The organism is Psychromonas aquatilis (assembly GCF_038155185.1).
GTDB lineage: Bacteria > Pseudomonadota > Gammaproteobacteria > Enterobacterales > Psychromonadaceae > Psychromonas > Psychromonas aquatilis.
The window spans coordinates 1-23,146 of sequence record NZ_JBAKAZ010000051.1; the positions used below are offsets into that span (position 1 = coordinate 1).

General features: G+C 36.0%; 23 protein-coding genes and 1 tRNA gene. 18 read left to right on the top strand and 6 right to left on the bottom strand.

The window, feature by feature from the left end:
- Window positions 1-117: 117 nt before the first annotated feature.
- The 3 genes from V6256_RS12040 to rrtA all read right to left on the bottom strand — a co-directional run bounded on the left by V6256_RS12040 (window position 118) and on the right by rrtA (window position 3,299).
- Window positions 118-2,355, bottom strand: a complete 2,238-nt coding sequence (locus V6256_RS12040) for an EAL domain-containing protein (RefSeq protein WP_341598467.1) — start codon at window positions 2,353-2,355, stop codon at window positions 118-120.
- 90 nt (window positions 2,356-2,445) lie between these two features.
- Window positions 2,446-2,521, bottom strand: a tRNA-Arg gene (locus tag V6256_RS12045).
- A 220-nt stretch (window positions 2,522-2,741) separates the two neighbouring features.
- On the bottom strand, window positions 2,742-3,299 hold the full coding sequence (rrtA, locus tag V6256_RS12050; protein ID WP_341598468.1) for a rhombosortase: 558 nt from the start codon (window positions 3,297-3,299) through the stop codon (window positions 2,742-2,744).
- A 30-nt stretch (window positions 3,300-3,329) separates the two neighbouring features.
- On the opposite strand from rrtA, the gene V6256_RS12055 reads away from it, so the two are divergent.
- The 3 genes from V6256_RS12055 (at window position 3,330) to V6256_RS12065 (ending at window position 4,819) form a co-directional block, all read left to right on the top strand.
- On the top strand, window positions 3,330-3,947 hold the full coding sequence (locus tag V6256_RS12055) for a tRNA-uridine aminocarboxypropyltransferase (RefSeq protein ID WP_341598469.1): 618 nt from the start codon (window positions 3,330-3,332) through the stop codon (window positions 3,945-3,947).
- The gene (gene arfB, locus V6256_RS12060; protein ID WP_341598470.1) at window positions 3,947-4,360 is read left to right on the top strand and encodes an alternative ribosome rescue aminoacyl-tRNA hydrolase ArfB; all 414 of its coding nucleotides are present in this window, start codon (window positions 3,947-3,949) and stop codon (window positions 4,358-4,360) included. The genes V6256_RS12055 and arfB overlap by 1 nt, the downstream gene beginning before the upstream one ends.
- Window positions 4,361-4,519: 159 nt before the next feature.
- Complete coding sequence (locus V6256_RS12065) at window positions 4,520-4,819, top strand: hypothetical protein (protein WP_341598471.1); 300 nt, start codon at window positions 4,520-4,522, stop codon at window positions 4,817-4,819.
- A gap of 48 nt (window positions 4,820-4,867) precedes the next feature.
- On the opposite strand, the gene V6256_RS12070 is transcribed toward V6256_RS12065, so the two are convergent.
- Window positions 4,868-5,503, bottom strand: coding sequence for a carbonic anhydrase (locus V6256_RS12070; protein ID WP_341598472.1), 636 nt, complete (start codon window positions 5,501-5,503; stop codon window positions 4,868-4,870).
- 105 nt (window positions 5,504-5,608) lie between these two features.
- Here V6256_RS12070 and V6256_RS12075 point away from each other — a divergent pair, with 105 nt between their 5' ends.
- From V6256_RS12075 to cydX, 8 genes are all read left to right on the top strand, one after another.
- The gene (locus V6256_RS12075; RefSeq protein ID WP_341598473.1) at window positions 5,609-6,550 is read left to right on the top strand and encodes a LysR family transcriptional regulator; all 942 of its coding nucleotides are present in this window, start codon (window positions 5,609-5,611) and stop codon (window positions 6,548-6,550) included.
- A gap of 109 nt (window positions 6,551-6,659) precedes the next feature.
- A complete protein-coding gene (gene ruvC / locus V6256_RS12080) occupies window positions 6,660-7,181 on the top strand; it encodes a crossover junction endodeoxyribonuclease RuvC (RefSeq protein ID WP_341598474.1) in 522 nt (173 codons plus the stop codon).
- Between the two features lie 66 nt (window positions 7,182-7,247).
- Window positions 7,248-8,135, top strand: coding sequence for an EamA family transporter RarD (gene rarD / locus V6256_RS12085; protein ID WP_341598475.1), 888 nt, complete (start codon window positions 7,248-7,250; stop codon window positions 8,133-8,135).
- A gap of 88 nt (window positions 8,136-8,223) precedes the next feature.
- The gene (gene ruvA / locus V6256_RS12090; protein WP_341598476.1) at window positions 8,224-8,847 is read left to right on the top strand and encodes a Holliday junction branch migration protein RuvA; all 624 of its coding nucleotides are present in this window, start codon (window positions 8,224-8,226) and stop codon (window positions 8,845-8,847) included.
- 54 nt (window positions 8,848-8,901) lie between these two features.
- Window positions 8,902-9,909: a Holliday junction branch migration DNA helicase RuvB gene (ruvB, locus tag V6256_RS12095; protein WP_341598477.1), complete on the top strand. Its 1,008-nt coding sequence runs from the start codon at window positions 8,902-8,904 to the stop codon at window positions 9,907-9,909.
- A 643-nt stretch (window positions 9,910-10,552) separates the two neighbouring features.
- Window positions 10,553-12,118, top strand: coding sequence for a cytochrome ubiquinol oxidase subunit I (locus V6256_RS12100; RefSeq protein ID WP_341598478.1), 1,566 nt, complete (start codon window positions 10,553-10,555; stop codon window positions 12,116-12,118).
- Window positions 12,118-13,257, top strand: coding sequence for a cytochrome d ubiquinol oxidase subunit II (gene cydB / locus V6256_RS12105; protein ID WP_341598479.1), 1,140 nt, complete (start codon window positions 12,118-12,120; stop codon window positions 13,255-13,257). The genes V6256_RS12100 and cydB overlap by 1 nt, the downstream gene beginning before the upstream one ends.
- Window positions 13,258-13,272: 15 nt before the next feature.
- Window positions 13,273-13,386, top strand: a complete 114-nt coding sequence (gene cydX, locus V6256_RS12110) for a cytochrome bd-I oxidase subunit CydX (RefSeq protein WP_341598480.1) — start codon at window positions 13,273-13,275, stop codon at window positions 13,384-13,386.
- A gap of 411 nt (window positions 13,387-13,797) precedes the next feature.
- Here the strand turns inward: cydX and cydC are convergent, their stop codons facing one another.
- Window positions 13,798-15,597 (bottom strand): heme ABC transporter ATP-binding protein/permease CydC, encoded by a 1,800-nt coding sequence (gene cydC, locus V6256_RS12115; RefSeq protein ID WP_341598481.1) that lies wholly within the window; start codon window positions 15,595-15,597, stop codon window positions 13,798-13,800.
- Window positions 15,597-17,399: a heme ABC transporter permease/ATP-binding protein CydD gene (gene cydD / locus V6256_RS12120; protein WP_341598482.1), complete on the bottom strand. Its 1,803-nt coding sequence runs from the start codon at window positions 17,397-17,399 to the stop codon at window positions 15,597-15,599. Before cydD ends, cydC begins: the two co-directional genes overlap by 1 nt.
- A gap of 311 nt (window positions 17,400-17,710) precedes the next feature.
- Here cydD and ybgC point away from each other — a divergent pair, with 311 nt between their 5' ends.
- The 7 genes from ybgC to ybgF are packed head-to-tail and all read left to right on the top strand — an operon-like array spanning window position 17,711 to window position 22,852.
- Window positions 17,711-18,115: a tol-pal system-associated acyl-CoA thioesterase gene (gene ybgC, locus V6256_RS12125; protein WP_341598483.1), complete on the top strand. Its 405-nt coding sequence runs from the start codon at window positions 17,711-17,713 to the stop codon at window positions 18,113-18,115.
- On the top strand, window positions 18,105-18,788 hold the full coding sequence (gene tolQ / locus V6256_RS12130) for a protein TolQ (RefSeq protein ID WP_341598484.1): 684 nt from the start codon (window positions 18,105-18,107) through the stop codon (window positions 18,786-18,788). The genes ybgC and tolQ overlap by 11 nt, the downstream gene beginning before the upstream one ends.
- Before the next feature lie 5 nt (window positions 18,789-18,793).
- A complete protein-coding gene (gene tolR / locus V6256_RS12135) occupies window positions 18,794-19,225 on the top strand; it encodes a protein TolR (protein WP_341598485.1) in 432 nt (143 codons plus the stop codon).
- Window positions 19,226-20,251 carry a cell envelope integrity protein TolA gene (gene tolA / locus V6256_RS12140; protein ID WP_341598486.1) on the top strand — a complete coding sequence of 342 codons (1,026 nt, stop codon included), beginning with the start codon at window positions 19,226-19,228 and terminating at the stop codon, window positions 20,249-20,251. It begins immediately after the preceding gene.
- Window positions 20,252-20,260: 9 nt separating this feature from the next.
- On the top strand, window positions 20,261-21,574 hold the full coding sequence (gene tolB, locus V6256_RS12145) for a Tol-Pal system beta propeller repeat protein TolB (protein WP_341598487.1): 1,314 nt from the start codon (window positions 20,261-20,263) through the stop codon (window positions 21,572-21,574).
- Window positions 21,575-21,600: 26 nt separating this feature from the next.
- Window positions 21,601-22,134, top strand: a complete 534-nt coding sequence (pal, locus tag V6256_RS12150; RefSeq protein ID WP_341598488.1) for a peptidoglycan-associated lipoprotein Pal — start codon at window positions 21,601-21,603, stop codon at window positions 22,132-22,134.
- 7 nt (window positions 22,135-22,141) lie between these two features.
- Window positions 22,142-22,852 carry a tol-pal system protein YbgF gene (gene ybgF, locus V6256_RS12155; RefSeq protein ID WP_341598489.1) on the top strand — a complete coding sequence of 237 codons (711 nt, stop codon included), beginning with the start codon at window positions 22,142-22,144 and terminating at the stop codon, window positions 22,850-22,852.
- The last annotated feature ends 294 nt before the right edge of the window (window positions 22,853-23,146 follow it).

A 23,146-nucleotide genomic window follows, 5' to 3' on the forward strand; every position in this document is an offset into this window, starting at 1 on the left:
TGCGAAAGCGGAAGAAAACCTTAATTTAATGTCCGGAATTAGTTGACCACTACATTTACCTTGATGAAGAAAAATGTGTAGTTATTAAAGTATCATTTAAAGTGGTGGTACTTAAGTTTATGAATTTTGACTATGCCAAATTAAATAATCTTCTGCCGACATAGGTTTAGCGATATAATAGCCTTGTATAGTATCAACTCCCTTATCTTTTAATGCTTCAAATTGTTCCTTTGTTTCAATACCTTCGGCAACAACTGACATGTTTAGGTTGGATGCTAGATTTATGATGGTTTCTATAATAGGTAAAGCAGTTATATTCTTCTGTGTGAGGTTGTTTACAAAAGTTTTGTCTATTTTGAGTTCGCTTATCGGGTAAGTTTGAAGTGTTGAAAGACAAGAGTAGCCCGTGCCAAAGTCATCAATCGAGAATATAAAGCCTTCAGATACCAATGTTTGCATTTGTTGAATCGTTTGTCCCAAATCCTGTGAAAACATAGACTCTGTAATTTCTAATTTAATTCTTGATGGAGGTATATGAAATTCATTAATGATTGATAGGATATTACTCTTTAAATTATCAGCTACAAATTGATATTGGCTTATATTTAGAGCAACACTATAAGTTTCATTTATTAAGTTTAATGAAGCAAGTTTATTAATGAGCATACATATATCCTTTAGAACAATATTTTGTAATTTTTGAATAAGACCGAACTGTTCAGCGATCGGAATAAATATATCAGGCGTAATTAAACCTTTAGTGGGGTGGAACCATCTTATTAATGCTTCACAGCTCTTTATATTCCCATCAAAGGTAATTTGAGGTTGGAAGTATGCAACAATCTCATCATTATCAATCGCTTTGATTATATCGCTCTCTAGTTCGGTTTGTTTCCCTAATAAAGTTTGAAATTGTTCTTCGAAGAAACTGTAACTATTGCCATTTTTATTTTTAGCTTTATACATTGCTGTATCTGAATATTGCAATATTTTTTCTGCGGAGGTATTCAGGTTCTCTATTAGGAAAATACCTATACTTCCTGAAACTTGGAAAGAGAGTAAATCAATGTTGAATTTATCATTGAATATACTAAGGTAAAATTCTGTTATTCTGATTGTATTTTCTTTTATTTGTTTGTTATTTTCACCTACATCTTCTAGCAAAATAATAAACTCATCCCCACCAATTCTCGCTAATGTATCTTTTTTCCTTAATACTTTGTTGAGACGTTTAGCTAATTCTATTAATAAATCGTCGCCTGCTTTATGACCTAAAGAGTCGTTAACTCTCTTAAAATTATCTATATCTAAGAATAATAAAGCACCAGAGCGGCCTGCTTTAATGTCTTCACTTAAATAAGAGGTTAGTTTGTTAATTAAAAACCGACGGTTAGGTAAATTAGTTAAGTAATCATAATAAATTAAAGAGTTAATTTGCTTCTCTGCTTGCTTACGGGCTGTAATATCTCTTGCTAACCACAATACCTGTGCTTTTTTATTGCTTTTTTCATCATTGATGGGAATAGTTCTACCTTCAAAAGTAAGTAGCCCTTTTTCTACTTCAAGTTCATATTCAAATACTTGTACTTGATTTGTTTCTAATGCTTGTTTAATAAAATGAGATACCATCTGTCTTTCTTTTGGAGGAAAGACATCTTGCATATTTTGATTGATTAAAGTTTTTAATGGTTTGGCTAATAGTTCATTCTGTGAACCATAAATATCCAAATATTTTCCGCTACGGCTTAAAACAAATGCCGGATCAGGTAGTACTTTAATAAACGCATTTAATTTATCATTTGTTTTTTTTAAATCATTTATTAGTGTAGTTATTTGTTTTTTCTGAGATTTCTTTTCATATGTTATTGCAGCAAGATGAACAAAAAAGTCGATTACCTCTATCTGTTCATCTGTAGGTATTTTTGATTTTTCATTATACAAAGAAAGTGTACCGAACATTTCGGAGTGAATTGATATTAAGGGAATAGACCAGCAAGATCTAAAGTTAAATTGAGTGGAGAGGTCTCTATACTTCTCCCACAATGGCGACTTTAAGATATCGCTAACGAATATAGGTGATTGACTAAAGGCAGCTGTACCACATGAGCCAATATTAGGCCCAATTTCAATCCCAGTTATAATTTTGGTATATTTTGACGGGAGACTTGGAGCTGAAACTGGGTAGAGGCGATTTTCCTTTAAAATTAGTATTGAACATTTTGAAGAGTCACCAATAATTTCTTCAATCGCTAAACAAATACTGTCCATGATAGAAACAAAGTGTTCTCCTAATGCGATTTTAGTTAAGATATTTTTCTGGTGACTTAATAGATTTGTGTTTTTAACTATATCCATATTCCCAACTATATAAAATCTAAAAATGCGTAAGCTATCAATCAAATATTAGTTTTTATTTATCGCCATTATGCACAGTAAATTTGTAAATGGTCTCTTTACAGGGACTCGAACCCCGATCATCCGCTTAGGAGGCGGGTGCTCTATCCTGTTGAGCTATAAAGAGGTGTTATTTTTAGCATATATCATACTGCTCTATGTGGGTGTTTATAGCACTTATTTTTTAATTTTTTTATATTTTACCGATATTAGCTTATAAAGTGCTTTTACTATTACAGTAATTATTAACTCTTTGTTATTATTAGCTTAGTGTAACATACCACAGCTCTATTTTTTGTGCATAATGATATTAAGTTTTTATAATTAAATGAGTACTATTCATTTAATTATATTTTTAAGCGAGTAAATAAAAAGTAAACAATACCACTTATTGCCCCGTATAAATGAGCATTAATTAGTACTGTTGCTGCAATTAACGATTCTGTATTAGTTGATGGGCCATTTAATTGTTCCCAGCTTATTTTGACAGTAAAGCCGACTGCTAATGCATAGGCCCATTTTTCTTTTCTTTTTAGTTCATCGCAAACAGCAAAAGCAAACAACCCATGCAATACACCAGATAGGCCAACATAGGAATGGACATCACTTTCAAAATAAAACAAAGAGATGCCAATGAATAACCCGCTAAAAATAGATAATGGTATTAAAGAGTATTTTTTAAAAGTGTTAATAAAAAGCGTTACAACAACAATTAACCCAATGCTATTAAGTAACAAGTGATAACCATTTGTATGGCATAAATGTGCCGTTAATAGTCGCCATACTTGTCCTTTTGCTACTAGGTTATGATAATATGCAAACCACTGATTTGTTTCATTTTGGAAAACATACATAGCGAAACAAAGCATAAAAATGAGTGTTGTATGTATAAATACTGTGCGCATCAGTAAAGCCTTAAGAGAAGTGTAGAAAACATGAGTAAAAGAGCATTTTGTCAACAGTGTAACAAAGCACTAGTAGCTTGTATTTGTGGATCAATTTGTGAGCTCAATAATCAATACTTTTTGCATATATTACAAGATCCAAGCGAACAGAAAAAAGCCATTGGTACCGCAAGAATTTTAGATTTGTCTTTATCTAAAGTGCAGCTCAGTATCGGCACTGTCTTTAATCCTACTGACTTTGATCTTGATAATACATTTTTAGTTTTCCCAAGTGAAACGGCAAGTACTGTCGCTGATTTACACACCATGAAGAAAATAAACTCTCGAACTCAGTTTATTTTGCTCGATGGTAGCTGGAAGAAAGCTTATAAAATTTTAATGAGTAACCCATTTCTAAAAACGTTACCTACAATCACATTTAATACTGAAAATAAAAGCAGTAATTATCGCTTGAGAAAATCACCCCGTGAAGATGGTCTTTCAACGGTTGAGGCTGGTTACTACCTTTTATCCGAACTAGAAAATGACACAGAAAAATTTATCCCTCTATTAGATGTATTCGATGAAATGATTAACTTTCAAGTAGCTAATATACCGAAAGATGTTTATCAGCAGAATTACTTAAAAAATAAAACAGGTGAGTCATAATGCCATTAGCCATTTCAGCAGGTGTAGAGATTGCCGACTGGCAACTACAACTAACAGCCATTAGATCGCAAGGAGCTGGGGGACAAAACGTTAATAAAGTTAATTCCGCTATTCATTTACGTTTTGATATTAAAAGTTCTACGTTACCTGATTTTTATAAGCAACGTTTATTAGCATTATCCGACCATCGAAAAACCGAAGATGGGGTGATTATTATTAAGTCTCAAGAGCATCGAACTCAAGAGAAAAACAGAGAAGAAGCTTTAAAGCGTTTAAAAGAGTTAATTTTAGATGCAGTGAAAATAAAAAAAACGAGGCGAGCAACAAAGCCATCTCGCAATGCCAAGAAACGACGTGTTGACGATAAAAAGCGAGTTGGAAATAATAAAGCTTTAAGAAAAAAAGTTATTTGAGTAATACGCTTTTATTATTCAAAATATATTTGAGCAAGTGCTTGCACTCTAAAGTATGAGTGTCATAAAGTATTACGTATAGGCAATCTAAATGTCATCGAATTGCCATCAAATATTGTTAGTTTATTGTGAAGGTTATTTTAATTAGAAGAGGTGGTTATGTCATTAATGGGGTTTTATTCCATTCGCAACGAAGAAACAGAAGAAGAGTATACATTAGATGCGGATGACTTTATTTGGGAAGATGCTAGTCAATCTGGTGAACAATATCGTTTTATTCATGTTGGAACAGAAGAACTTCCTGAAGTTGTTGCGACCTTTGACATTGATTCGGAAGAGTTCATTGTACAGTTACCTGAAGACTTTGAAGAATTAGAAGATGGTTTGTATATTAATGCTAACGAAGACGAATATGATGCTGATAATGAATACGGTTATGATGATGGGTATGAAGATTAATGTATTAAGTAAAGAGTAGATAGCTACTCTTTACTTAATTATAGTCACTTAACTAATACGGAAAAAGCGACCTGTTTTTTCTTCAAGAGCACATAATTCTGAACTTGAAAGGTCGTAACGCCAGCCGTGAAGTTTTAATGCCCCAGTCTCTACGCGCTCTTTAATCCAAGGGAAAGTCATTAAGTTTGATAAGGATTGTTCGATACCTTTTTTCTCACAACAATCATAATGTGCTGTTTTATCAGTTAACTCAGTATCTGCTAAAATTTCATCACGGACATCTTCTAGTTGCATCATCCATTTTGAAATAAAGCTTTTATCTATCTTTTTGCCTGCACCATCCATTAATGCTTTGATACCACCACATTGTGTGTGACCTAATACGATAATGCTTTCTACTTCTAATCCTGTTACAGCAAACTCTAATGCAGCACTTGTACCGTGATAGTTATCATCAATTTCACATGGTGGTACTAAGTTCGCTACGTTACGAATAACAAAAAGGTCTCCTGGATCACAGTCTAAAATAAGTGTCGGTTCGACTCGTGAATCAGAGCAACACACAATGGCTATTTTAGGGAACTGGCCCTCTTTAGATAGCTTTGACAACTCTTCTTGGTGATCTTTGTAATAACCTTGACGAAAGCGTTGGTAGCCGGCAATTAACTTATCAGTAGCTAACATGTGATTTTCCTTATAATTGACATTATATAGATAATAAAGGATAAATAGCATTTATAAAAATTAATATATTTTATTTTTACTATAAATAAAGGTTAATGGTTACTTATGCGAGCAACACTTCATCAACTTAACGTTTTTCGTCAAGTCGCTATCTCAATGAATTATACTAAAGCTGCAGATAAATTAGGCTTATCTCAACCCGCTGTTAGTATTCAATTAAAACAGTTAGAAAACAATCTAGATCTTTTTTTATTTGAAAAAATAGGTAAAACATTATTTCTGACACCTGCGGGTAAAGAATTGAATAAGTTTTGTGAACAACTATTTGTAAACTTTGAAAATATTGATATGACCTTAAGTGCTTTAAAGGGGGAGTTAGCCGGTGATTTTCATCTTTCTGCAGTGACAAGTGCAAAGTACTTCACGCCACATTTATTAGGGGCGTTTCATAAGCGTTATCCAAAAGTAAATTTTCATCTTGATATCGTTAATCGAGAACAAATTATTCAGCGTTTGCATGAAAATAAAGATGACCTTGTGATCATGGGGTTAGTCCCTGAGTCGATGGCATTAGCAAAGTATGATTTTGTCGATAACCCTATCGTCCTAATTGCTAACCCGCAACATCCCCTTAGCAAAAAAAAGAATATAAAATTAGCTGAAATTGCCGACCATGCTTTTATCCACCGAGAACAAGGTTCTGGCACACGTAAAGCATTTGAGCAAGTATTGAAGGCAAGCAATATTCAATTAAAAGTGAATATGACATTGGGTAATAGTGAGACAATCAAACAAGCAGTTATGGCTGATTTAGGGGTGTCGGTTGTTTCCAGACATAGTGTTACATTAGAGCTGGCGACAGGGGTCTTAGTAGAACTAGACGTTGAAGATTTTCCGTTACAAAAAAGTTGGTCTTTAGTGCATCACGATAGTAAGCATTTATCACCAATTGCTAAGGCATTTGTCGACTTTGTTTTATCACCAGAAGAAAATGTTCCCGCTCTATGTAATCGATTTTTAGCACATCATTTTGTTAAAAAAAGCTAAATCAGTTTATCTGTATTTTAGATAGCTTTTTAACTTTCCATGGTTCACTATTCATGGGATTTTTAGTGTTAGGTAAAATAAGAGTTTTGATTCATTTGGAGAGGTGTTTTTGAGTATTATATTAGGGATAGACCCTGGCTCTAGGATAACGGGTTATGGTGTTATAGAGCAAAAAGGCAGCCGCTGTACTTATATAGCAAGTGGGTGCATCCGTACAAAAGGTGAAACACTCGCACCTAAGCTTAATATGATATTTAACGGTATTTCTGAAATTATTCAACAATACAAACCTACAGAGTTTGCTATTGAACAAGTTTTTATGGCTAAAAATCCCGATTCTGCTTTAAAGCTTGGACAAGCAAGAGGCGCTGCTATTGTCGCAGCGACACAATTTGACTTATATATCTGTGAGTATTCAGCTCGTCAAATAAAGCAAGCGGTGGTTGGAACAGGTGCTGCTACAAAAGATCAGGTTCAATCAATGGTTATGCAAATGCTAATGTTGTCTGGAAAGCCACAAGCTGATGCTGCCGATGGTTTAGCGGTAGCCATTTGCCATGCTCATACTGCACAATCCTTAGTGTCGATGGCAGGACAAGTTAAAAAAACTGTCCGTGGGCGATTTCGATAACCTTTTGTTTAAATGGATTACTCAAGACATACGAGTAATAGTCACTCATCCTTTTATTGGTAAGTTATGAATAAATTCTCTGAAACACAAATTGGCGTTATGTATGCTTTATCAGCCTATTTCATTTGGGGGATAGCTCCTCTTTATTTTAAGTACTTAGATTTTATTTCCGTTTATGAGATTTTAGCTCACCGTGTTATTTGGTCAGTTGTAGTGACAGGGTTATTAGTTAGCTACTTAAAAGATTGGGGGGATGTGCTATCTGTATGCCGCGCTTATAAAAGTGTGATTATGCTAATACTGACGTCTTTGTTAATTAGCTGTAATTGGTTGGTATTTATTTGGGCTATCAATAATGGGAAAATGTTAGAAGCAAGCTTAGGTTACTTTATTAATCCAATTGTTAATGTTGTATTAGGCTTAGTGTTTTTAAGTGAACGTTTATCGCGTTTAAAGTGGTTTGCTGTTTTATTAGCCTTTATCGGTGTTTCGGCGCAGGCTTGGCAAGTAGGTGAGTTACCCTGGGTGTCTCTTGTATTACCCGTTACATTTGCTTTCTATGGTTTGCTGCGTAAAAAGGTAAAAGTAAAAGCAATTACAGGGCTTTTTCTAGAGACCTTAGCAGTGTTACCGATTGCTGCGGTTTATTTAATTATATTTGCAGAGAGCCAAACATCTAACTTATTTAATAATGAGCTGCCTTTAAACTTATTATTGATGCTTGCAGGTATTGTCACTGCTATGCCGTTAATATGTTTTGGGCAGGCGGCATTACGCTTACCGCTTTCAACATTAGGCTTTTTTCAATATTTAGCCCCTTCATTGGTTTTTGTTTTTGCAGTGTTTATTTATGATGAACCGATATCATTTATTAAACTATTCACTTTCGCTTGTATTTGGACAGGGATTTTTATTTTTATATTTGAAAATAAAGTAAGTCGATTATTAAAATAATGAACACTATTATAAATAACACTGGATATTTAGTCAGTTGTTTTTTATGCTTAGGTTTAATAAATTATTTTTAATTGAGTAGGGAAATATGATTGGATTATTACGCGGTATTTTATTAGAAAAACAACCACCAGAAATATTATTAGATGTTTCAGGTGTTGGTTATGAAGTCCAATTACCTATGAGTTCATTTTACCCTTTACCTGCAGTTGGCGAAGAGGCAATCGTCTATACCCATTTTGTCGTACGTGAAGATGCACAATTATTGTACGGGTTTTCTGATAAACATGAGCGTGCAATGTTTCGTGAGTTAATTAAAGTAAATGGGGTAGGACCCAAATTAGCCCTCGCTATTTTATCGGGTATGTCTGCAAGTCAATTTGTGCAATGTATTAATAATGATGCCGTTTCTACTTTAGTTAAATTACCTGGCGTCGGTAAAAAAACCGCAGAGCGCTTAGTCGTTGAAATGAAAGATCGCCTTAAAAACTGGGGCGGAGGTGATTTACTGACACCTGAATCTGATAAGTTATCTGTGACTAATGATTTTGAGAGTACATTTGTTAGTGGCAATGCAAAAGATGAAGCAATTAGTGCATTGATTGCATTAGGTTATAAACCAGCGGTTGCTGAAAAAACGGTGCAACAAATTTATCAAGAGGGCATGGATTGTGAAGCAGTGATCCGTAGCTCATTAAAAAATATGTTATAAAATAACCTATTATAGTTAAACTAGCCGTCTCCATATTAAGTAATAGAGTAATTCATGATTGAAGAAGATCGCCTTATTTCAGGTACTGAGAAAATTGATGATAGTTTTATAGATAGAGCGATTCGTCCTAAATTATTAGCTGATTATGAAGGGCAGCCACAAGTAAATGCTCAGATGGAAATTTTTATTGAAGCGGCGCGACAACGAGAAGAAGCACTTGATCATTTACTTATCTTTGGCCCGCCAGGGTTAGGGAAAACAACACTCTCTCATATAGTCGCAAATGAATTGAAAGTGAATATAAAAACCACTTCAGGCCCAATTTTAGAAAAGGCGGGCGATCTAGCTGCATTGCTGACTAACTTAGAAGAGAATGATGTACTGTTTATTGACGAGATCCACCGATTGAGTCCGTTAGTTGAAGAGATTCTCTACCCAGCAATGGAAGATTATCAATTAGATATTATGATTGGTGAAGGACCTGCAGCTCGCTCTATTAAATTAGACCTTCCTCCATTTACATTAATTGGTGCAACAACTCGAGCAGGCTCTTTAACATCCCCTTTACGAGACCGCTTTGGTATTGTTCAGCGATTAGAATATTACGATTTAAAATCTTTAACTAAAATAGTCATGCGCAGTGCCAAGCACCTTGAATTAGGTATGGATGAGTCAGGTGCGATTGAAGTTGCGCGTCGTGCACGTGGGACACCACGTATTGCTAATCGCTTATTGAGACGTGTTCGTGATTTTGCACAAGTTAAAAAAGCAGATGTTATCGACGCACAGATAGCACAGCAAGCATTAGATATGTTGGAGGTTGATCAGGAAGGCTTTGATTATATGGATCGTAAGTTATTAATGGCGATTCTTGATACTTTCCAAGGAGGGCCTGTTGGGTTAGATAATTTAGCAGCCGCAATTGGCGAAGAAAAAGAAACAATTGAAGATGTTTTAGAGCCGTACTTAATTCAACAAGGTTTTTTACAACGAACACCGCGAGGTCGAATTGCAACAAACCGTACTTACCTGCATTTTGGTTTTGATAAACCAAATACCTAAAAAACACTCCCTTTTAATTAACATTAGATAGGTTCTCCTACTGAATTTTCATTTTCAGTTGAATGGGCATGATCAGAAAGCACATATTGAACCTAACCTCTCCTTTCAAAATTAATCCCTTGTATTTGTGGGACTATTCATAAATTTGACTTGCTTAGCGTGCATATTAGCAGTATAAAGAGTAGGGTTTTAGCTATTTTTTGTACATGTTAAAACCTCGTTACAGATCAGCTTTATAGAAGTAAAAAATGGTGTTAATTGTTTGTTTTTATAACATTTAATTAACAAAAAAGTATTCTAGAATTATTTTAGTATTAAGTTTGGCAAGATAATTTAAAATTTTTTTTGTGCATTGCAGATTATTTTTTGTACTTACCAAATAAAAAGCTAACCGTGCTTATAATTCAGAACAATACAGTTACTTTTGCGACAAAGTTTTAATGTTTAAGACTTTTTCGTTAAAGCGACTTTTTTTTTATATAAATGATAAATATATGTGCAACTCTATATATAGACACCAGAATCAGAAGATGACAAGGAAGTAATATATAGAGCGAATATTAGTAACATCGAATCAGAAGAGAAATTAGGTTTTACTATTAATTTAACATAGCTTTTTAATTTATAAGTTTAGGAGAGAAAAATGGACGATATTGTTGATTTATCGCGATTTCAATTTGCAATGACTGTGATGTATCACTTTTTATTTGTGCCTTTAACACTTGGTCTAGCTTGGATTCTATTAATAATGGAATCTTTGTATGTCATGACTAAGAAAGAAATATATAAGGACATGACTAAATTTTGGGGTAAATTATTTGCTATTAACTTTGCATTAGGTGTTACAACGGGTTTAACCATGGAATTCCAATTTGGTACTAACTGGGCATATTATTCTCATTATGTAGGTGATGTATTTGGTGCGCCATTAGCGATCGAAGGATTGACAGCTTTCTTTTTAGAATCAACATTTGTTGGTTTATTCTTTTTTGGTTGGGATCGTTTAAGTAAATTACAACATTTAGCCGCTACTTTCTTTGTTGCTTTAGGGTCAAGTTTATCTGCGCTGTGGATATTAGTTGCAAATGGGTGGATGCAAAATCCAGTAGGTGCCGAGTTTAACTATGAAACGATGCGAATGGAAATGGTTAGTTTTGCTGATGTTGTCCTGAATCCTGTTGCACAAGTTAAATTTGTACATACTGTTGCATCTGGTTATGTTGCCGGTGCCATGTTTGTATTGGCGATCAGTTCATACTACCTGTTAAAAGGTCGTGATATTCCATTTGCAAAACGCTCTTTTGCGATTGCAGCAGCATTTGGTACAGCAGGTATTCTGTGTACGATTGTACTTGGCGATGAGAGTGGATACGAAGTGGGGGATGTACAAAAAGTAAAATTAGCTGCTATCGAATCGGAATGGGAAACTCATCCTGCTCCAGCTGCCTTTACTTTAATTGGCTTACCTAATCAAGAAGAACAACGTACAGACTACGCGGTTAAAATACCTTATGCCTTAGGTATCATTGCTACACGTTCTGTAGATGAAGAGGTACAAGGGCTTAAGGATTTAATGCTTGAGCATGATCAACGCATCCGTAATGGTATGGTGGCTTATGGTTTACTTCAAAAGTTACGAGCGGGCGAGCAAACACCTGAGAATATTCGAACTTTTGAAGAGAAAAAAGTTGATTTAGGTTACGGCTTATTGGTTAAGCGTTATGCTCCAAATGTTGTTGATGCAACGGAAGAGCAAATAGATATGGCGGTTAAAAATAGTATCCCTGGTGTTATTCCAATGTTTTTTGCCTTCCGTATTATGGTCGGTGCGGGTATCGCAATGCTCGGTATTTTCTTGTTTGCATTTTATCAATCAGCAAGAAATCGTGTTGGTCAAAGTAAACTATTTTCTCGTATTTGCTTATATGCACTACCGTTACCATGGATTGCGATTGAAGCAGGATGGTTTGTTGCTGAGTATGGTCGTCAACCATGGGCTATTGCGGAAGTTCTCCCAACACACATGGCGGTATCATCACTTTCATTAGATCAGATATGGTTTAGTATTATTTCAATCATTGCTATTTATACTGTATTGCTTGTGATCGAACTCTTCTTAATGTTCCGCTTTGCCGGTCTTGGTCCAAGCAGTTTAAAAACAGGTAGATATCACTTCGAGCAACTTGAAAACCAACAGGAGCTAAAATAATGTTTGATTATGAAACGTTAAAAGTAATTTGGTGGGTATTAATCAGTGTTTTACTTATTGGTTTTGTGATTACCGATGGGTTTGATATGGGCGTTGGGACGTTATTACCAATTATTGGTAAAAATGATGATGAACGCCGTATGATGATTAATAGTATTGCCCCACACTGGGAAGGAAACCAGGTCTGGTTAGTGGTTGGCGCCGCAGCTATTTTTGCTGCTTGGCCAGCTGTTTATGCCGCTGCATTTTCTGGTTTTTATGTGGCTATGATGTTGACATTATTCGCTTTATTTTTTAGGCCTGTTGGTTTTGATTATCGTAGTAAAGTCCAAGACACACGTTGGAGAACAAGCTGGGATTGGGCTATTTTTGTTGGTAGTACAGTGCCACCTATTGTTTTTGGTGTTGCTTTTGGTAACTTACTGCAAGGTGTTCCTTTTACATTAGATGAATTTCTACGTACTGATTATCAAGGTGGTTTTTTTGCCTTACTTAATCCTTTTGCATTATTAGTAGGTATATTTAGCTTATGTTTATTTGTACTGCAAGGCGCGACTTGGTTACAAATGAAAACAGAAGGTGAGCTTTATCAGCGTGCGCGTAAAGTAACACTGATTGTTGCTCCAATCACAGTGTTACTGTTTGCTGCAGCAGGCTTTTGGTTAGCGAATGGAATTGATGGTTTTGTAATAACATCTGTTGTGGATGGTAACTCTGTATCAAATCCTTTGTTAAAAACAGTGGAAGTACAAGCTGGTGGATGGTTACAAAATTATACTGACTATCCTTTGATGATGCTTGCTCCAGCGATTGGGTTATTATTCCCATTAATTGCTTTTTGCATGACGTTAATCAAACGAGGTGGACTTGCTTTCATTTCAACAAGCCTGACACAAGTTGGGGTGCTATTGACCTGTGCATTTAGCATGTTCCCGTTTATTATGCCTTCGAGTATTGATCCAAGTAGCAGCTTTACTATTTGGGATTCAACATCGAGTGAAATGACTTTAGGTATTATGACGTTAGTTGCATCTGTTTTTGTACCAATTATCTTAATCTATACTAGTTTTGGTTATATCAAAATGTTTGGACGAGTAGGTAAAGACTTTATGGCTAAATATAAACATTCAGCGTATTAATTAAGGAAGTATATTATGTGGTATTTTGCGTGGATTATTGGCGTATTATTAGCTTGTTCATTAGGCATCATAAATGGCTTATGGTTTGAACAAACTGAAGCCAACGAAAAAGAAGAGCAAGACGACTAAATGTCAAAAATGGTTACTCAATTAGAGTAACCATTTTTTTTATAATGCGCTTTTAGTTTCCTCCCCCTTTTAAACTCCATATCATTAGCAGTTAAACAATACAGAAGCTTTTTAATTAACAAATTATGATTTAATAAACTGAATTCAATGAAAAAGATAAGCATAACAACCTATTGAAAGTGGTTTATATTAAATTTTCAGTCCCTTTTAAAGCGCCTTATAATTAGCCGTTCATAAACTATATAAATGTGCGTAATAAATGCTCTCGCGTTGAGTAAGCGACATTAATTAACAAGTAGAGTAGGGTGAATGAGAGGCAAAATGGTTACGCAATGAAGAGTAACCACTTTTAAGGTAGTCGTTGTTTATTGAGGTTAATTTATTTTCTCTTTAAATAACATGTTTTGCTCATTAAGAGGTTAATTGGCTGTATAAGCTGGCATAGTAGCTATCCACTTCTAATAGTTGTTGATGAGTACCGTTATTACGGAACGCTCCCTGTTCGATTAAATAAATCTGATCCATCTTGTCTATCGCCGTTAAGCGATGAGTGATCATGACCATTGTTTTGTGCTCTGCAAAGTCAAACAGTAACTTTAATATTTCACGCTCTGTACGCTTATCTAAGCCTTCTGTAGGCTCATCAAGCAGTAGTATCGGAGCATCGTGTAAGATTGCTCTGGCTACACCAATTCGGCGTTGTTCTCCGCCTGATAATTGTCTACCCCCTTCTCCAAGCCAAGTATCAAGTGCATGCTCATTGTTTTCATAGAGGGCCTGTAAGCCAACTTTTTTAAGAATAGATAATAATACTTTATCGTTTATATCTCGGGCGGCTTTTTGCTCTGCCGCATTTTTAAAGTTCTGTTGCGTAATGTGAGTCTGAGCTAGGGTTAAATTATCGCGTAGAGTAGCAGAGAAGATATAAACTCGTTGGCTAACAACTGAAAGCCCAGAAGTAATGGCCATTTGTGAATAGTCTTCGATAGCATGATTATCAATTTCTATAGAGCCTGAGTCTGGTAACCATTCCCGTGTAATAAGCGATAATAAGGTTGATTTTCCACATCCAGTTTTACCTAATAAAGCCACTTTTTCTCCTGCGCTTATGTTTAAGCTGACGTTATTGAGAATGGCTTGATTACTTTGATTATCACTTGGGTACGTAAAGTTAATATTGTTTAATTTGAGGGTACCTTGTGTAATCACTTCTTTACTAGATTCATTAAATACAATATCTGGCTTTTGATTTATTAAGGCTTGAATACGAGAAGCCGCTGAAGCACAAGATGATAAGTGTTGGAAAGCACCTGCAATGGGCAGAAGCATCTCAATACTTGCTAATGCAATAAACCCAATCATTGCTAATATTGCACCTGGTGGTTGAGCAGAGCCAACGCCAGATGAAGCAATGTATAAAATAATAGTGACAATAAGACCATGACTTAAAATCAATAAGGCTTGGCTAAAGGCCATAATATTAGCCATGCTTTGTTGGCTAGTTAAAAGGCGTTGTTCTGCTTGCTCTAATTGGATACGGAAGCGTTCCGTGGCTGAAAATAATGAAATTTCAGCGTAGCCTTGAATAAAGGACAATAATTGAATGCGGTAATGACGCTTATTATGTAATTGCTCTACGCCTGGCTTACGCCCTAAATAATAGAAGATAACAGGTAATATTAACCATAAAGCTAATAAACTGCTGCAAAGGATAATCGCTATTTGTAAGTCGAACCAAGCAACAAAAAAGAATACGCCAATAAGGACAAAGAAGGCACTAAGTAAAGGAGTCAGTAAGCGTAAATATAAATGATCTAACGTATCTATATCTGAAACCAGTCGATTTAAAATCTCACCTTGTCTTTTCCCTTGCATATTAGAGGCGCTAAGGGGTAATAGTTTTTGCCAAGCCCAAACTCGTAATTGTGTCAGGAGCTTGAATGTAGCTTGATGTGTTGTTAAACGTTCACCATAACGACTGGCTGTACGTAAAATAGAAAGGAAGCGGACGCCACCTGCAGGGGTGAAGTAATTAAAAGCCTGTGTTGTAACTAACGTTAACCCAGCAACTGCGGAAGCCGATAAAAACCACCCAGATAAGCCCAGAAGCCCAAGTCCAGCAAGTAACACAGTGACACTTAACAATAAACCAATAAACATCATTTTCCATTGCGCTTTGAAAAGTCGAATAAAAGGTAAAAGGGATTTCATTAGATCTTCTCCTGTTGTGGTGAATTGGCCATATCAATATCCACCACATCATGTTGCATTGCTTTAAATAAGCCTTCTGTTTCGTTAAGGGTTTTAAAGTCGCCTTGCTGTACTATGTGACCTTTATCCAAGACTAAAATGTTATCCAAATTTTGTAGTTGATCTAAGCGATGAGTGATCATGATGCTACTGGAATCTTTAATCATGTTTCGAAGAGTATTAAAAATAATGCGTTCACTATGTTGGTCTAAGCTTGCAGTTGGTTCATCTAGCAAGAATAATGAGGCGTTTTTAGTTAGCGCTCTTGCTAAGGCAATTCGTTGAGCTTGCCCAACGGAAATACCAGACATCTGTTCACCTATCATATGTTCAAGACCTAACGGTTGTTGTTTTATAAACTTCCATATATCCGCTTGTTGTAAATATTCAATTATGTTCTGTTCAGATAGCGTGTTATCACCCATTGAGATATTTTCACGGATACTGCCATAGAAAAGTTGTGGCTCTTGGCCTAACCAAGCTAATTTTTTACGCCACTGTGCTTTATCAATTTTATAAAGCTCAACATCATTAATAAGCAAAGAGCCTTGATAAGGTAAAAATCCTAATAGGGCATTTAATAAACTGGTTTTTCCTGAACCACTTGGGCCAACTAGGGCAATGTGCTCGCCTTTATTTAGAGAAAAGTTAATAGGCCCAACCAATAAAGTACCATCGTGACCGTAAATACATAATTCTTTAGCTTGTATAGTAAATGCAGCGCCTAACTCAATCGGTTGCAATTCTGTTAAGGCTTGTTGAGGTGAGGTTTGATGATCTAATAATTCTTTTAGCGCTTCTGCTGCTCCAATCGCCTGTGCTTTTGCATGGTAGTGTGTTCCCATATCGCGCAATGGTTGATAAAACTCAGGCGCTAACATTAAGATAAATAACCCCGTAAAAAGACTAATTTTAACGCCATAGTGGCCAAAATTTAGCTCATGTAAGAAACTGAAACCAAAATATACGGCTAAAACTGCAATCGAAATAGCAGCAAAAAATTCTAATACGGCGGAACTTAAGAACGCTAACCGTAATACCGCCATTGTGCGTTGTCGAAAGGATTCAGAAGCAGACTCAATCACCTTAAGTTCAGCCTCACCTTGATTAAATAACTTAAGTGTTTTTAAGCCTTTTAAGCGGTCCATGAAGTGGCCGCTTAGTTGAGTCAGCGCGGTAAAGTTTTTACGATTTGCATCTGCAGCCCCTTTTCCAACTAAAATCATGAAAATAGGGATTAGCGGAGCTGTTAATAATAGAATTAAACCCGCGGCCCAATTCAATGGGAAAACGGCGATTAATATTGTTAATGGGATAAATCCTGCCAATAACATTTGAGGTAAATAACGAGCGTAGAAGTCATGAAGATCTTCTATTTGCTCTAGTATTATCGTTGCCCAACTTCCTGCTGGTCTTCCTTTTATATAGGCAGGACCTAATTCACATAGTTTATCTAAGACAAGTTTACGAATTGCTAAGCGAAGTCGTTTACCAGCTTCAAAGCTACTTCGTTCACGAGCAAATGCTAACAAGGCTCTTATTGGGATTAAGCACAGTAACAGAATGAATTCATTGGTTAATGAGGATCTAGGCAACTCAAGTATAATGATTTTATTTAAAATTGTTGCAATCAAGTATGCTTGAGCCATTAATGATAAGCCGGTTAATAAACCAAACAAAACAGTCAAGTTAAGGTAGAAGCCAGCGTGTTTTTGTTGTTGTTTTAGCCATGTTACAAGTTGCTTTTCTAAGGGGATATCCATTTATATAACTCAGTCTTGTATTATAATGATAAGCATACGGTAGGTTATGTGTTGAACCTGTCTATTTATTTTACACAATACATCAGTGATGATTATAAATTCAATAAGAATTATAACAGTTATATTTGAGGTAAGTTGAAGCGTAATTAAAGGCGACCGATAAGTGGATTAATTTACGCTATAAAATGGTGTTAAAAGTGTAATATGAAATCATAGCTCCATTTATAATTCGATTGATATCAATATGAATTTAAAGCTAAATGATCTATTATTTACTTTTATTCGTAAAATCATTAAGTAGGTGAAAAAAGGTGTTAACGTCAAAGTTACCAATTCGAATATATTATGAAGATACAGATGCTGGTGGAGTTGTTTATTATGCAAACTACTTAAAGTTTTTTGAACGTGGGAGAACAGAGTTTTTACGCACTTATAATATCCAACAAGATACTTTATTAGAAAAGAACATTGCCTTTGTGGTTAAAAAAGTTGACGCTGATTACATCAAACCTGCATTATTTAATCAATTGATCAGTGTTGAAACAGAAGTGTTAACACACCGTAAAGTAAGCTTAATGTTTAGACAAAAAGTTTTTAATGAAAACCGTGAACTTCTATGTCAGGCTGATACTCTAATCGCTTGCGTAAATTTACAAAAAATGAAAGCAATCGCTATTCCAACTGAAATAATTGAGGTAATTACTCGTGCACGCTGATATGTCTTTTTTAGGGTTATTTTTACAAGCTAGTGTGCTTGTGAAATCTGTTATGTTATTGCTTTTAGGCATGTCTATCTATTCTTGGACCTTGATATTTTCTCGTTCTAGAATGTTGAAAGCTGCAAAAGAAAGTTTAAAAAGCTTTGAAGAACGCTTTTGGTCTGGGCATGACTTAAGTCGTTTATACAAAGAAACTGCCGCGCGTAGTGAACGTGTAAATGGCGGTGAAAAAATATTTTACACAGGATTTAAAGAGTTTTCTCGATTACATAGAATGCCTGGCCGTAAAGTGGAAGGCGTGATAGAAGGCGCTCATCGTTCAATGCGAGTAACGTTATCTCGTGAAATGGATGATTTAGAGTCTGGCTTACCTGCATTAGCAACGATAGGCTCAATAAGTCCTTATATCGGTTTATTTGGTACCGTTTGGGGGATTATGAATTCGTTTATTGCTTTAGGTGAAGTGCAACAAGCAACGCTATCAATGGTTGCCCCTGGTATTGCGGAAGCTTTAATTGCAACTGCAATGGGCTTATTTGCAGCTATTCCAGCGGTAATGGCATATAACAAGTTTTCTACACAAGTAGGACAGTTAGAGGCTTCTTACGTTAATTTAATGGAAGAGTTCACCTCTATATTACATCGCCAAGCAATGACAGAGAGTGAATAAAAATCATGCAACATTCTTATCGTTCATCCAGACGAAAACGCGTGGTAGCTGAAATAAACGTTGTTCCCTATATCGACGTTATGTTGGTTCTGTTGATAATCTTTATGGTAACAGCACCTTTAGTGACTCAAGGTGTTAAAGTTGATTTACCACAAGCTGCCGCAGAGTCCTTACCTGAAGATGCTGCGCCACCTTTGATTGCGTCGATAGACAAGCAAGGTCGTTACTATCTTAGTGTCGGTGATAATGCTGACACACCGTTAGATGCAACTGATATGTCAGCTTTAGTTGAGGCGCAATTAGCACTTGATCCTAATGCTCAATTCATCGTTAAAGGTGATGGTGATGTCGATTACAAAACGGTTGTTGATTTGATGGTTTTATTACAGCAAGCAGGTGTTCCTTCACTTGGTTTGATGACAGAGCCCGACGAATAAATGAAACAGAGAACAAATTTAATTGCTTTTATCACTGCGCTTTCTTTGCACCTCATTATCGGGGGGCTATTGATAATGGGGGTAAGCTTCTCCTTACCAAAGGATCAACCTAAAGCCTCTGCTGCGGTTATTGATGCGACCATTATCAATCAAGAAATGTTAGATACTTTGGCTAAAAATGCTGATCAAAAAAAGAAGCGTCAGCAGCAAGAAGTAGACAATGAAGTTAAAGAAAAGCAACGTCAAGAAGCTGAAGAGAAACTAAAAGCAGAGGAAGAAGAAGCTGATGTGCTAGCAAAAGAGCAAGCAGCAGCTGATGCTTTAGTGAAAGAACAAGCAGAAAAAGAAAAAGCGGATGCCTTAGCGAAAGAGCAAGCAGAAAAAGCCAAAGCGGATGCGTTAGCGAAAGAGCAAGCAGAAAAAGCCAAAGCGGATGCCTTAGCGAAAGAGCAAGCCGAAAAAGCAAAAGCGGATGCTTTAGCAAAAGAGCAAGCCGAAAAAGCAAAAGCGGATGCGTTAGCAAAAGAGAAAGCGGAAAAAGAAAAAGCCGCTAAGCTCGCTAAAGAGAAAGCGGAAAAAGAAAAGGCAGTTAAACTAGCGAAAGAGAAAGCGGAAAAAGCAAAAGCAGCTAAACTAGCGAAAGAGAAAGCTGCAAAAGCAGCAAGAGAAAAACAAAGACAGGCGGAATTAGATAGACAAATGGAAGCTGAGTTCTCAGATGATTTCTCAAGTGCAAGAACAGCGAAACAATTATCTGAAATAGCTAAATATGAAGCATTAATACGATCAAAAATAAGTCGCTATTGGAAGGTTGACCAAAGTATGAGTGGAAAAACCTGTACATTGGCGATAAAGCTCGCTGCTGATGGTTATGTAATTAGTGCAGTAAAGAGTCGCGGAGATAGCCGTTTATGTGCGTCAGCCATTCGTGCAACTCAACAGGCAAAAACGCTACCAATCCCTAAAGATGCCAGTATAAATGGTCAGTTTAGAGATTTCGATATTACATTAAAGCCAGAATTATAAGGAAGCAAGATGTTAGCTCGTTTAATTAGTTTATTAGTACTAATTACTATTTCTAGTAGTGCCTCTGCACGTTTAGAAATTTTGATTACAGAAGGGGTAGACAGTGCAAGAAGTATTGCTGTTGTACCTTTTAAATGGACAGGCTCAGGAGCGAAACCTGCAAATTTTTCAGAGATTGTTGCTGCCGATTTACAACGTAGTGGTAAATTTGCTCCTTTACCTACCAATAAAATGCCACAGCAACCTTCTGTTAGTGAAGATGTTAATTACTCTGCCTGGGTTGATTTGGGCGTTGAAGCGATTGTTGTTGGTGAAGTGGCACCTGGCCCGGAAAAGGGAAAATACATTGTTACTTTTGAGTTGTTGGATGCATTAACCGGTAATGTTGATATGGATAATTATGACCCGGTTATGGAGAAACGACGCAGTACCATTTCATCTAAGCAGTTCCGTCAATATTCACATCGTATCAGTGATATCGTTTATGAGCGCTTGACTGGCGAGAAGGGTGCCTTTTTAACGCGAATTGCATATGTTGCAGTTGATAGATCAAGTGATCGTCCTTATCAACTTCGTATTTCCGATTATGATGGTCAAGACGAGAAGCTAGTATTACGTTCAAAACAACCGATAATGTCTCCTTCATGGTCACCAGATGCTCGGAAGTTAGCTTACGTTAGCTTTGAAAACAAACGTTCTCAAATTTATATTCAAGATCTTTACACTCAAAAACGTGAGTTAATGACTTCTTTCCCTAAAATCAATGGCTCACCAACTTGGTCGCCAGATGGGACACAGTTAGCATTAGTGCTATCTAAAGATGGACAACCAGAAATATATACGCTTAATATAAAGACAAAAGCAATAAAACGCTTAACAAACAATCGTGTTATAGACACTGAACCGAATTGGACACCGGATGGGAAATCGATTATATTTTCATCAGAACGAGGTGGTAGAGCACAAATTTATCAAGTATCGCTTGCTACAGGTGAGACAAAACGTCTAACTTGGGAAGGGGAAATTAATTTAGGTGGTACAATTACCCCAGATGGTGATAATCTTGTGCTTGTGAGCCGTCATAGTGGAAATTATATGATTTCTGTTCAAGACCTTGATTCTGGTGAATTAAGAACTTTAACAAAAACACAATTAGATGAGTCTCCAAGTATTGCACCGAATGGTAGTATGATAATTTACAGTACTGTTTATCAAGGTAAACAAGGTCTTGCCTTAGTTTCCATGGATGGTCGCTTTAAAGCGAATATTCCTGCAAATAACGGTGATGTAAAATCGCCAGCATGGTCACCATTTTTACAATAATTTTTTAAAACGACTAAGGATATAAAATGAAGCTTAATACGATTTCAAAGGGCTTATTGATCGCACTGCCAATGTTAGCATTAGGTGCTTGTTCTTCAACTTCAGACGCTGATGCTGAAGCACAACGCCAAGCTGAACTTGCTCGTCAAGCAGCTGAAAATGCTCAAACTGAAGCTGTTGATGCGATTCAATTAACTGATGAGCAAAAATTAGTTGCTCAATATTCAGATGCAATTTTACAAACGACTATCAAATTTGAATTTGACCAATCAGTTATTTCTCCTGAATACGCAACGATCTTAGATGCTCATGCTAAATTCTTAGTAGATCACTCAGATAAGTCAATCACAATTGAAGGTCACGCTGATGAATTAGGTACGCCAGAGTACAATATTGCATTAGGTGAGCGTCGTGGTTTAGCTGTATCAACTTATTTAGAAAACATGGGAGTTTCTTCAAGCCAGCTTTCTGTAGTAAGTTACGGTGAAGAAAAACCAGTTGATTACGGACATGACGCAGCTGCACGTGCAGAAAACCGTCGTGCTGTTTTAGACTACTAATTAGTTTATGACTAAACGTAATAATACAGTGGCTGCTCTTGTAGCCACTTTTATCTCTACGTCAGCATTTTCTGCTGCTCCAGTTTCTGATGCAACTGCGAGTAACTCAGAATTACTGAAGCGTGTCGATGAATTAACTAGAGTGGTATCAAACCGAAATAAAGTACAAATTCGGTTTCAAAACCAATTAGACCAACTCGGCCGAGAAGTTAATGAAATCAAAGGCTCAATGGAAGTGTTTACCAATCAATTAGAGCAAATAGAAGACCGTCAACGTAGTTTGTATCAAATGTTAGATGAAAACCAGCCGTCTTCATCATCAACCACTCCAACTGCCTCTGGTAGTAAAGATCAAGTTGCTTACCAATCTGCTGTCGATTTAGTGTTAAATGATAAACAGTATCAGCAAGCAATTGTTGCTTTTGAAGCCTTTGTTATTGACTACCCAACATCAAGTTATGTGCCGAATGCGCAATATTGGTTAGGACAGCTTTTATACAAAGAACAAAGACGCGATGAAGCAAAGACTGCATTTTTAGTTGTAACGGAAAAATACCCTAAATCTAATAAGCGTGCAGATGCATTATTAAAAATTGGTATTATTGATGAATATACAGGTGCTATTTCTTCAGCTAAATCTTATTATCAAAAAACAATTACAGAATACCCAGATACGTCAGCTGCAAATTTAGCTGCTGAACGATTAAAATCTCTTTAATTAGGTTATTTAACACTAATTAATTATATTTTAAGGCTATATTGATTAATTTCTCAGCATACAAATTAAAAGTGGAAATTTTTTGTTGCGCTCACAAAATATTTCTATATTATACGCCGCAGTTGAGAGCAACAAGACGCAATTAATTTTGCTATCTCAATAAAGGCTCAATTGGTAGAGCTACCGATAAACTTTTAATTTAAAGTAATATCAGGACACAAAACCAAAACCATATAAAATTATATGGGCCGTTAGCTCAGTTGGTAGAGCAGTGGACTTTTAATCCATTTGTCG

Excerpts from the sequence above, each read along its gene's own strand:
- V6256_RS12040 (WP_341598467.1), bottom strand. The coding sequence starts at position 2,355 with ATGGATATAGTTAAAAACACAAATCTATTAAGTCACCAGAAAAATATC.
- rrtA (WP_341598468.1), bottom strand. The coding sequence starts at position 3,299 with ATGCGCACAGTATTTATACATACAACACTCATTTTTATGCTTTGTTTC.
- V6256_RS12055 (WP_341598469.1), top strand. The coding sequence starts at position 3,330 with ATGAGTAAAAGAGCATTTTGTCAACAGTGTAACAAAGCACTAGTAGCT.
- arfB (WP_341598470.1), top strand. The coding sequence starts at position 3,947 with ATGCCATTAGCCATTTCAGCAGGTGTAGAGATTGCCGACTGGCAACTA.
- V6256_RS12065 (WP_341598471.1), top strand. The coding sequence starts at position 4,520 with ATGTCATTAATGGGGTTTTATTCCATTCGCAACGAAGAAACAGAAGAA.
- V6256_RS12070 (WP_341598472.1), bottom strand. The coding sequence starts at position 5,503 with ATGTTAGCTACTGATAAGTTAATTGCCGGCTACCAACGCTTTCGTCAA.
- V6256_RS12075 (WP_341598473.1), top strand. The coding sequence starts at position 5,609 with ATGCGAGCAACACTTCATCAACTTAACGTTTTTCGTCAAGTCGCTATC.
- rarD (WP_341598475.1), top strand. The coding sequence starts at position 7,248 with ATGAATAAATTCTCTGAAACACAAATTGGCGTTATGTATGCTTTATCA.
- ruvA (WP_341598476.1), top strand. The coding sequence starts at position 8,224 with ATGATTGGATTATTACGCGGTATTTTATTAGAAAAACAACCACCAGAA.
- ruvB (WP_341598477.1), top strand. The coding sequence starts at position 8,902 with ATGATTGAAGAAGATCGCCTTATTTCAGGTACTGAGAAAATTGATGAT.
- V6256_RS12100 (WP_341598478.1), top strand. The coding sequence starts at position 10,553 with ATGGACGATATTGTTGATTTATCGCGATTTCAATTTGCAATGACTGTG.
- cydB (WP_341598479.1), top strand. The coding sequence starts at position 12,118 with ATGTTTGATTATGAAACGTTAAAAGTAATTTGGTGGGTATTAATCAGT.
- cydX (WP_341598480.1), top strand. The coding sequence starts at position 13,273 with ATGTGGTATTTTGCGTGGATTATTGGCGTATTATTAGCTTGTTCATTA.
- cydC (WP_341598481.1), bottom strand. The coding sequence starts at position 15,597 with ATGAAATCCCTTTTACCTTTTATTCGACTTTTCAAAGCGCAATGGAAA.
- cydD (WP_341598482.1), bottom strand. The coding sequence starts at position 17,399 with ATGGATATCCCCTTAGAAAAGCAACTTGTAACATGGCTAAAACAACAA.
- tolR (WP_341598485.1), top strand. The coding sequence starts at position 18,794 with ATGCAACATTCTTATCGTTCATCCAGACGAAAACGCGTGGTAGCTGAA.
- tolA (WP_341598486.1), top strand. The coding sequence starts at position 19,226 with ATGAAACAGAGAACAAATTTAATTGCTTTTATCACTGCGCTTTCTTTG.
- tolB (WP_341598487.1), top strand. The coding sequence starts at position 20,261 with ATGTTAGCTCGTTTAATTAGTTTATTAGTACTAATTACTATTTCTAGT.
- pal (WP_341598488.1), top strand. The coding sequence starts at position 21,601 with ATGAAGCTTAATACGATTTCAAAGGGCTTATTGATCGCACTGCCAATG.
- ybgF (WP_341598489.1), top strand. The coding sequence starts at position 22,142 with ATGACTAAACGTAATAATACAGTGGCTGCTCTTGTAGCCACTTTTATC.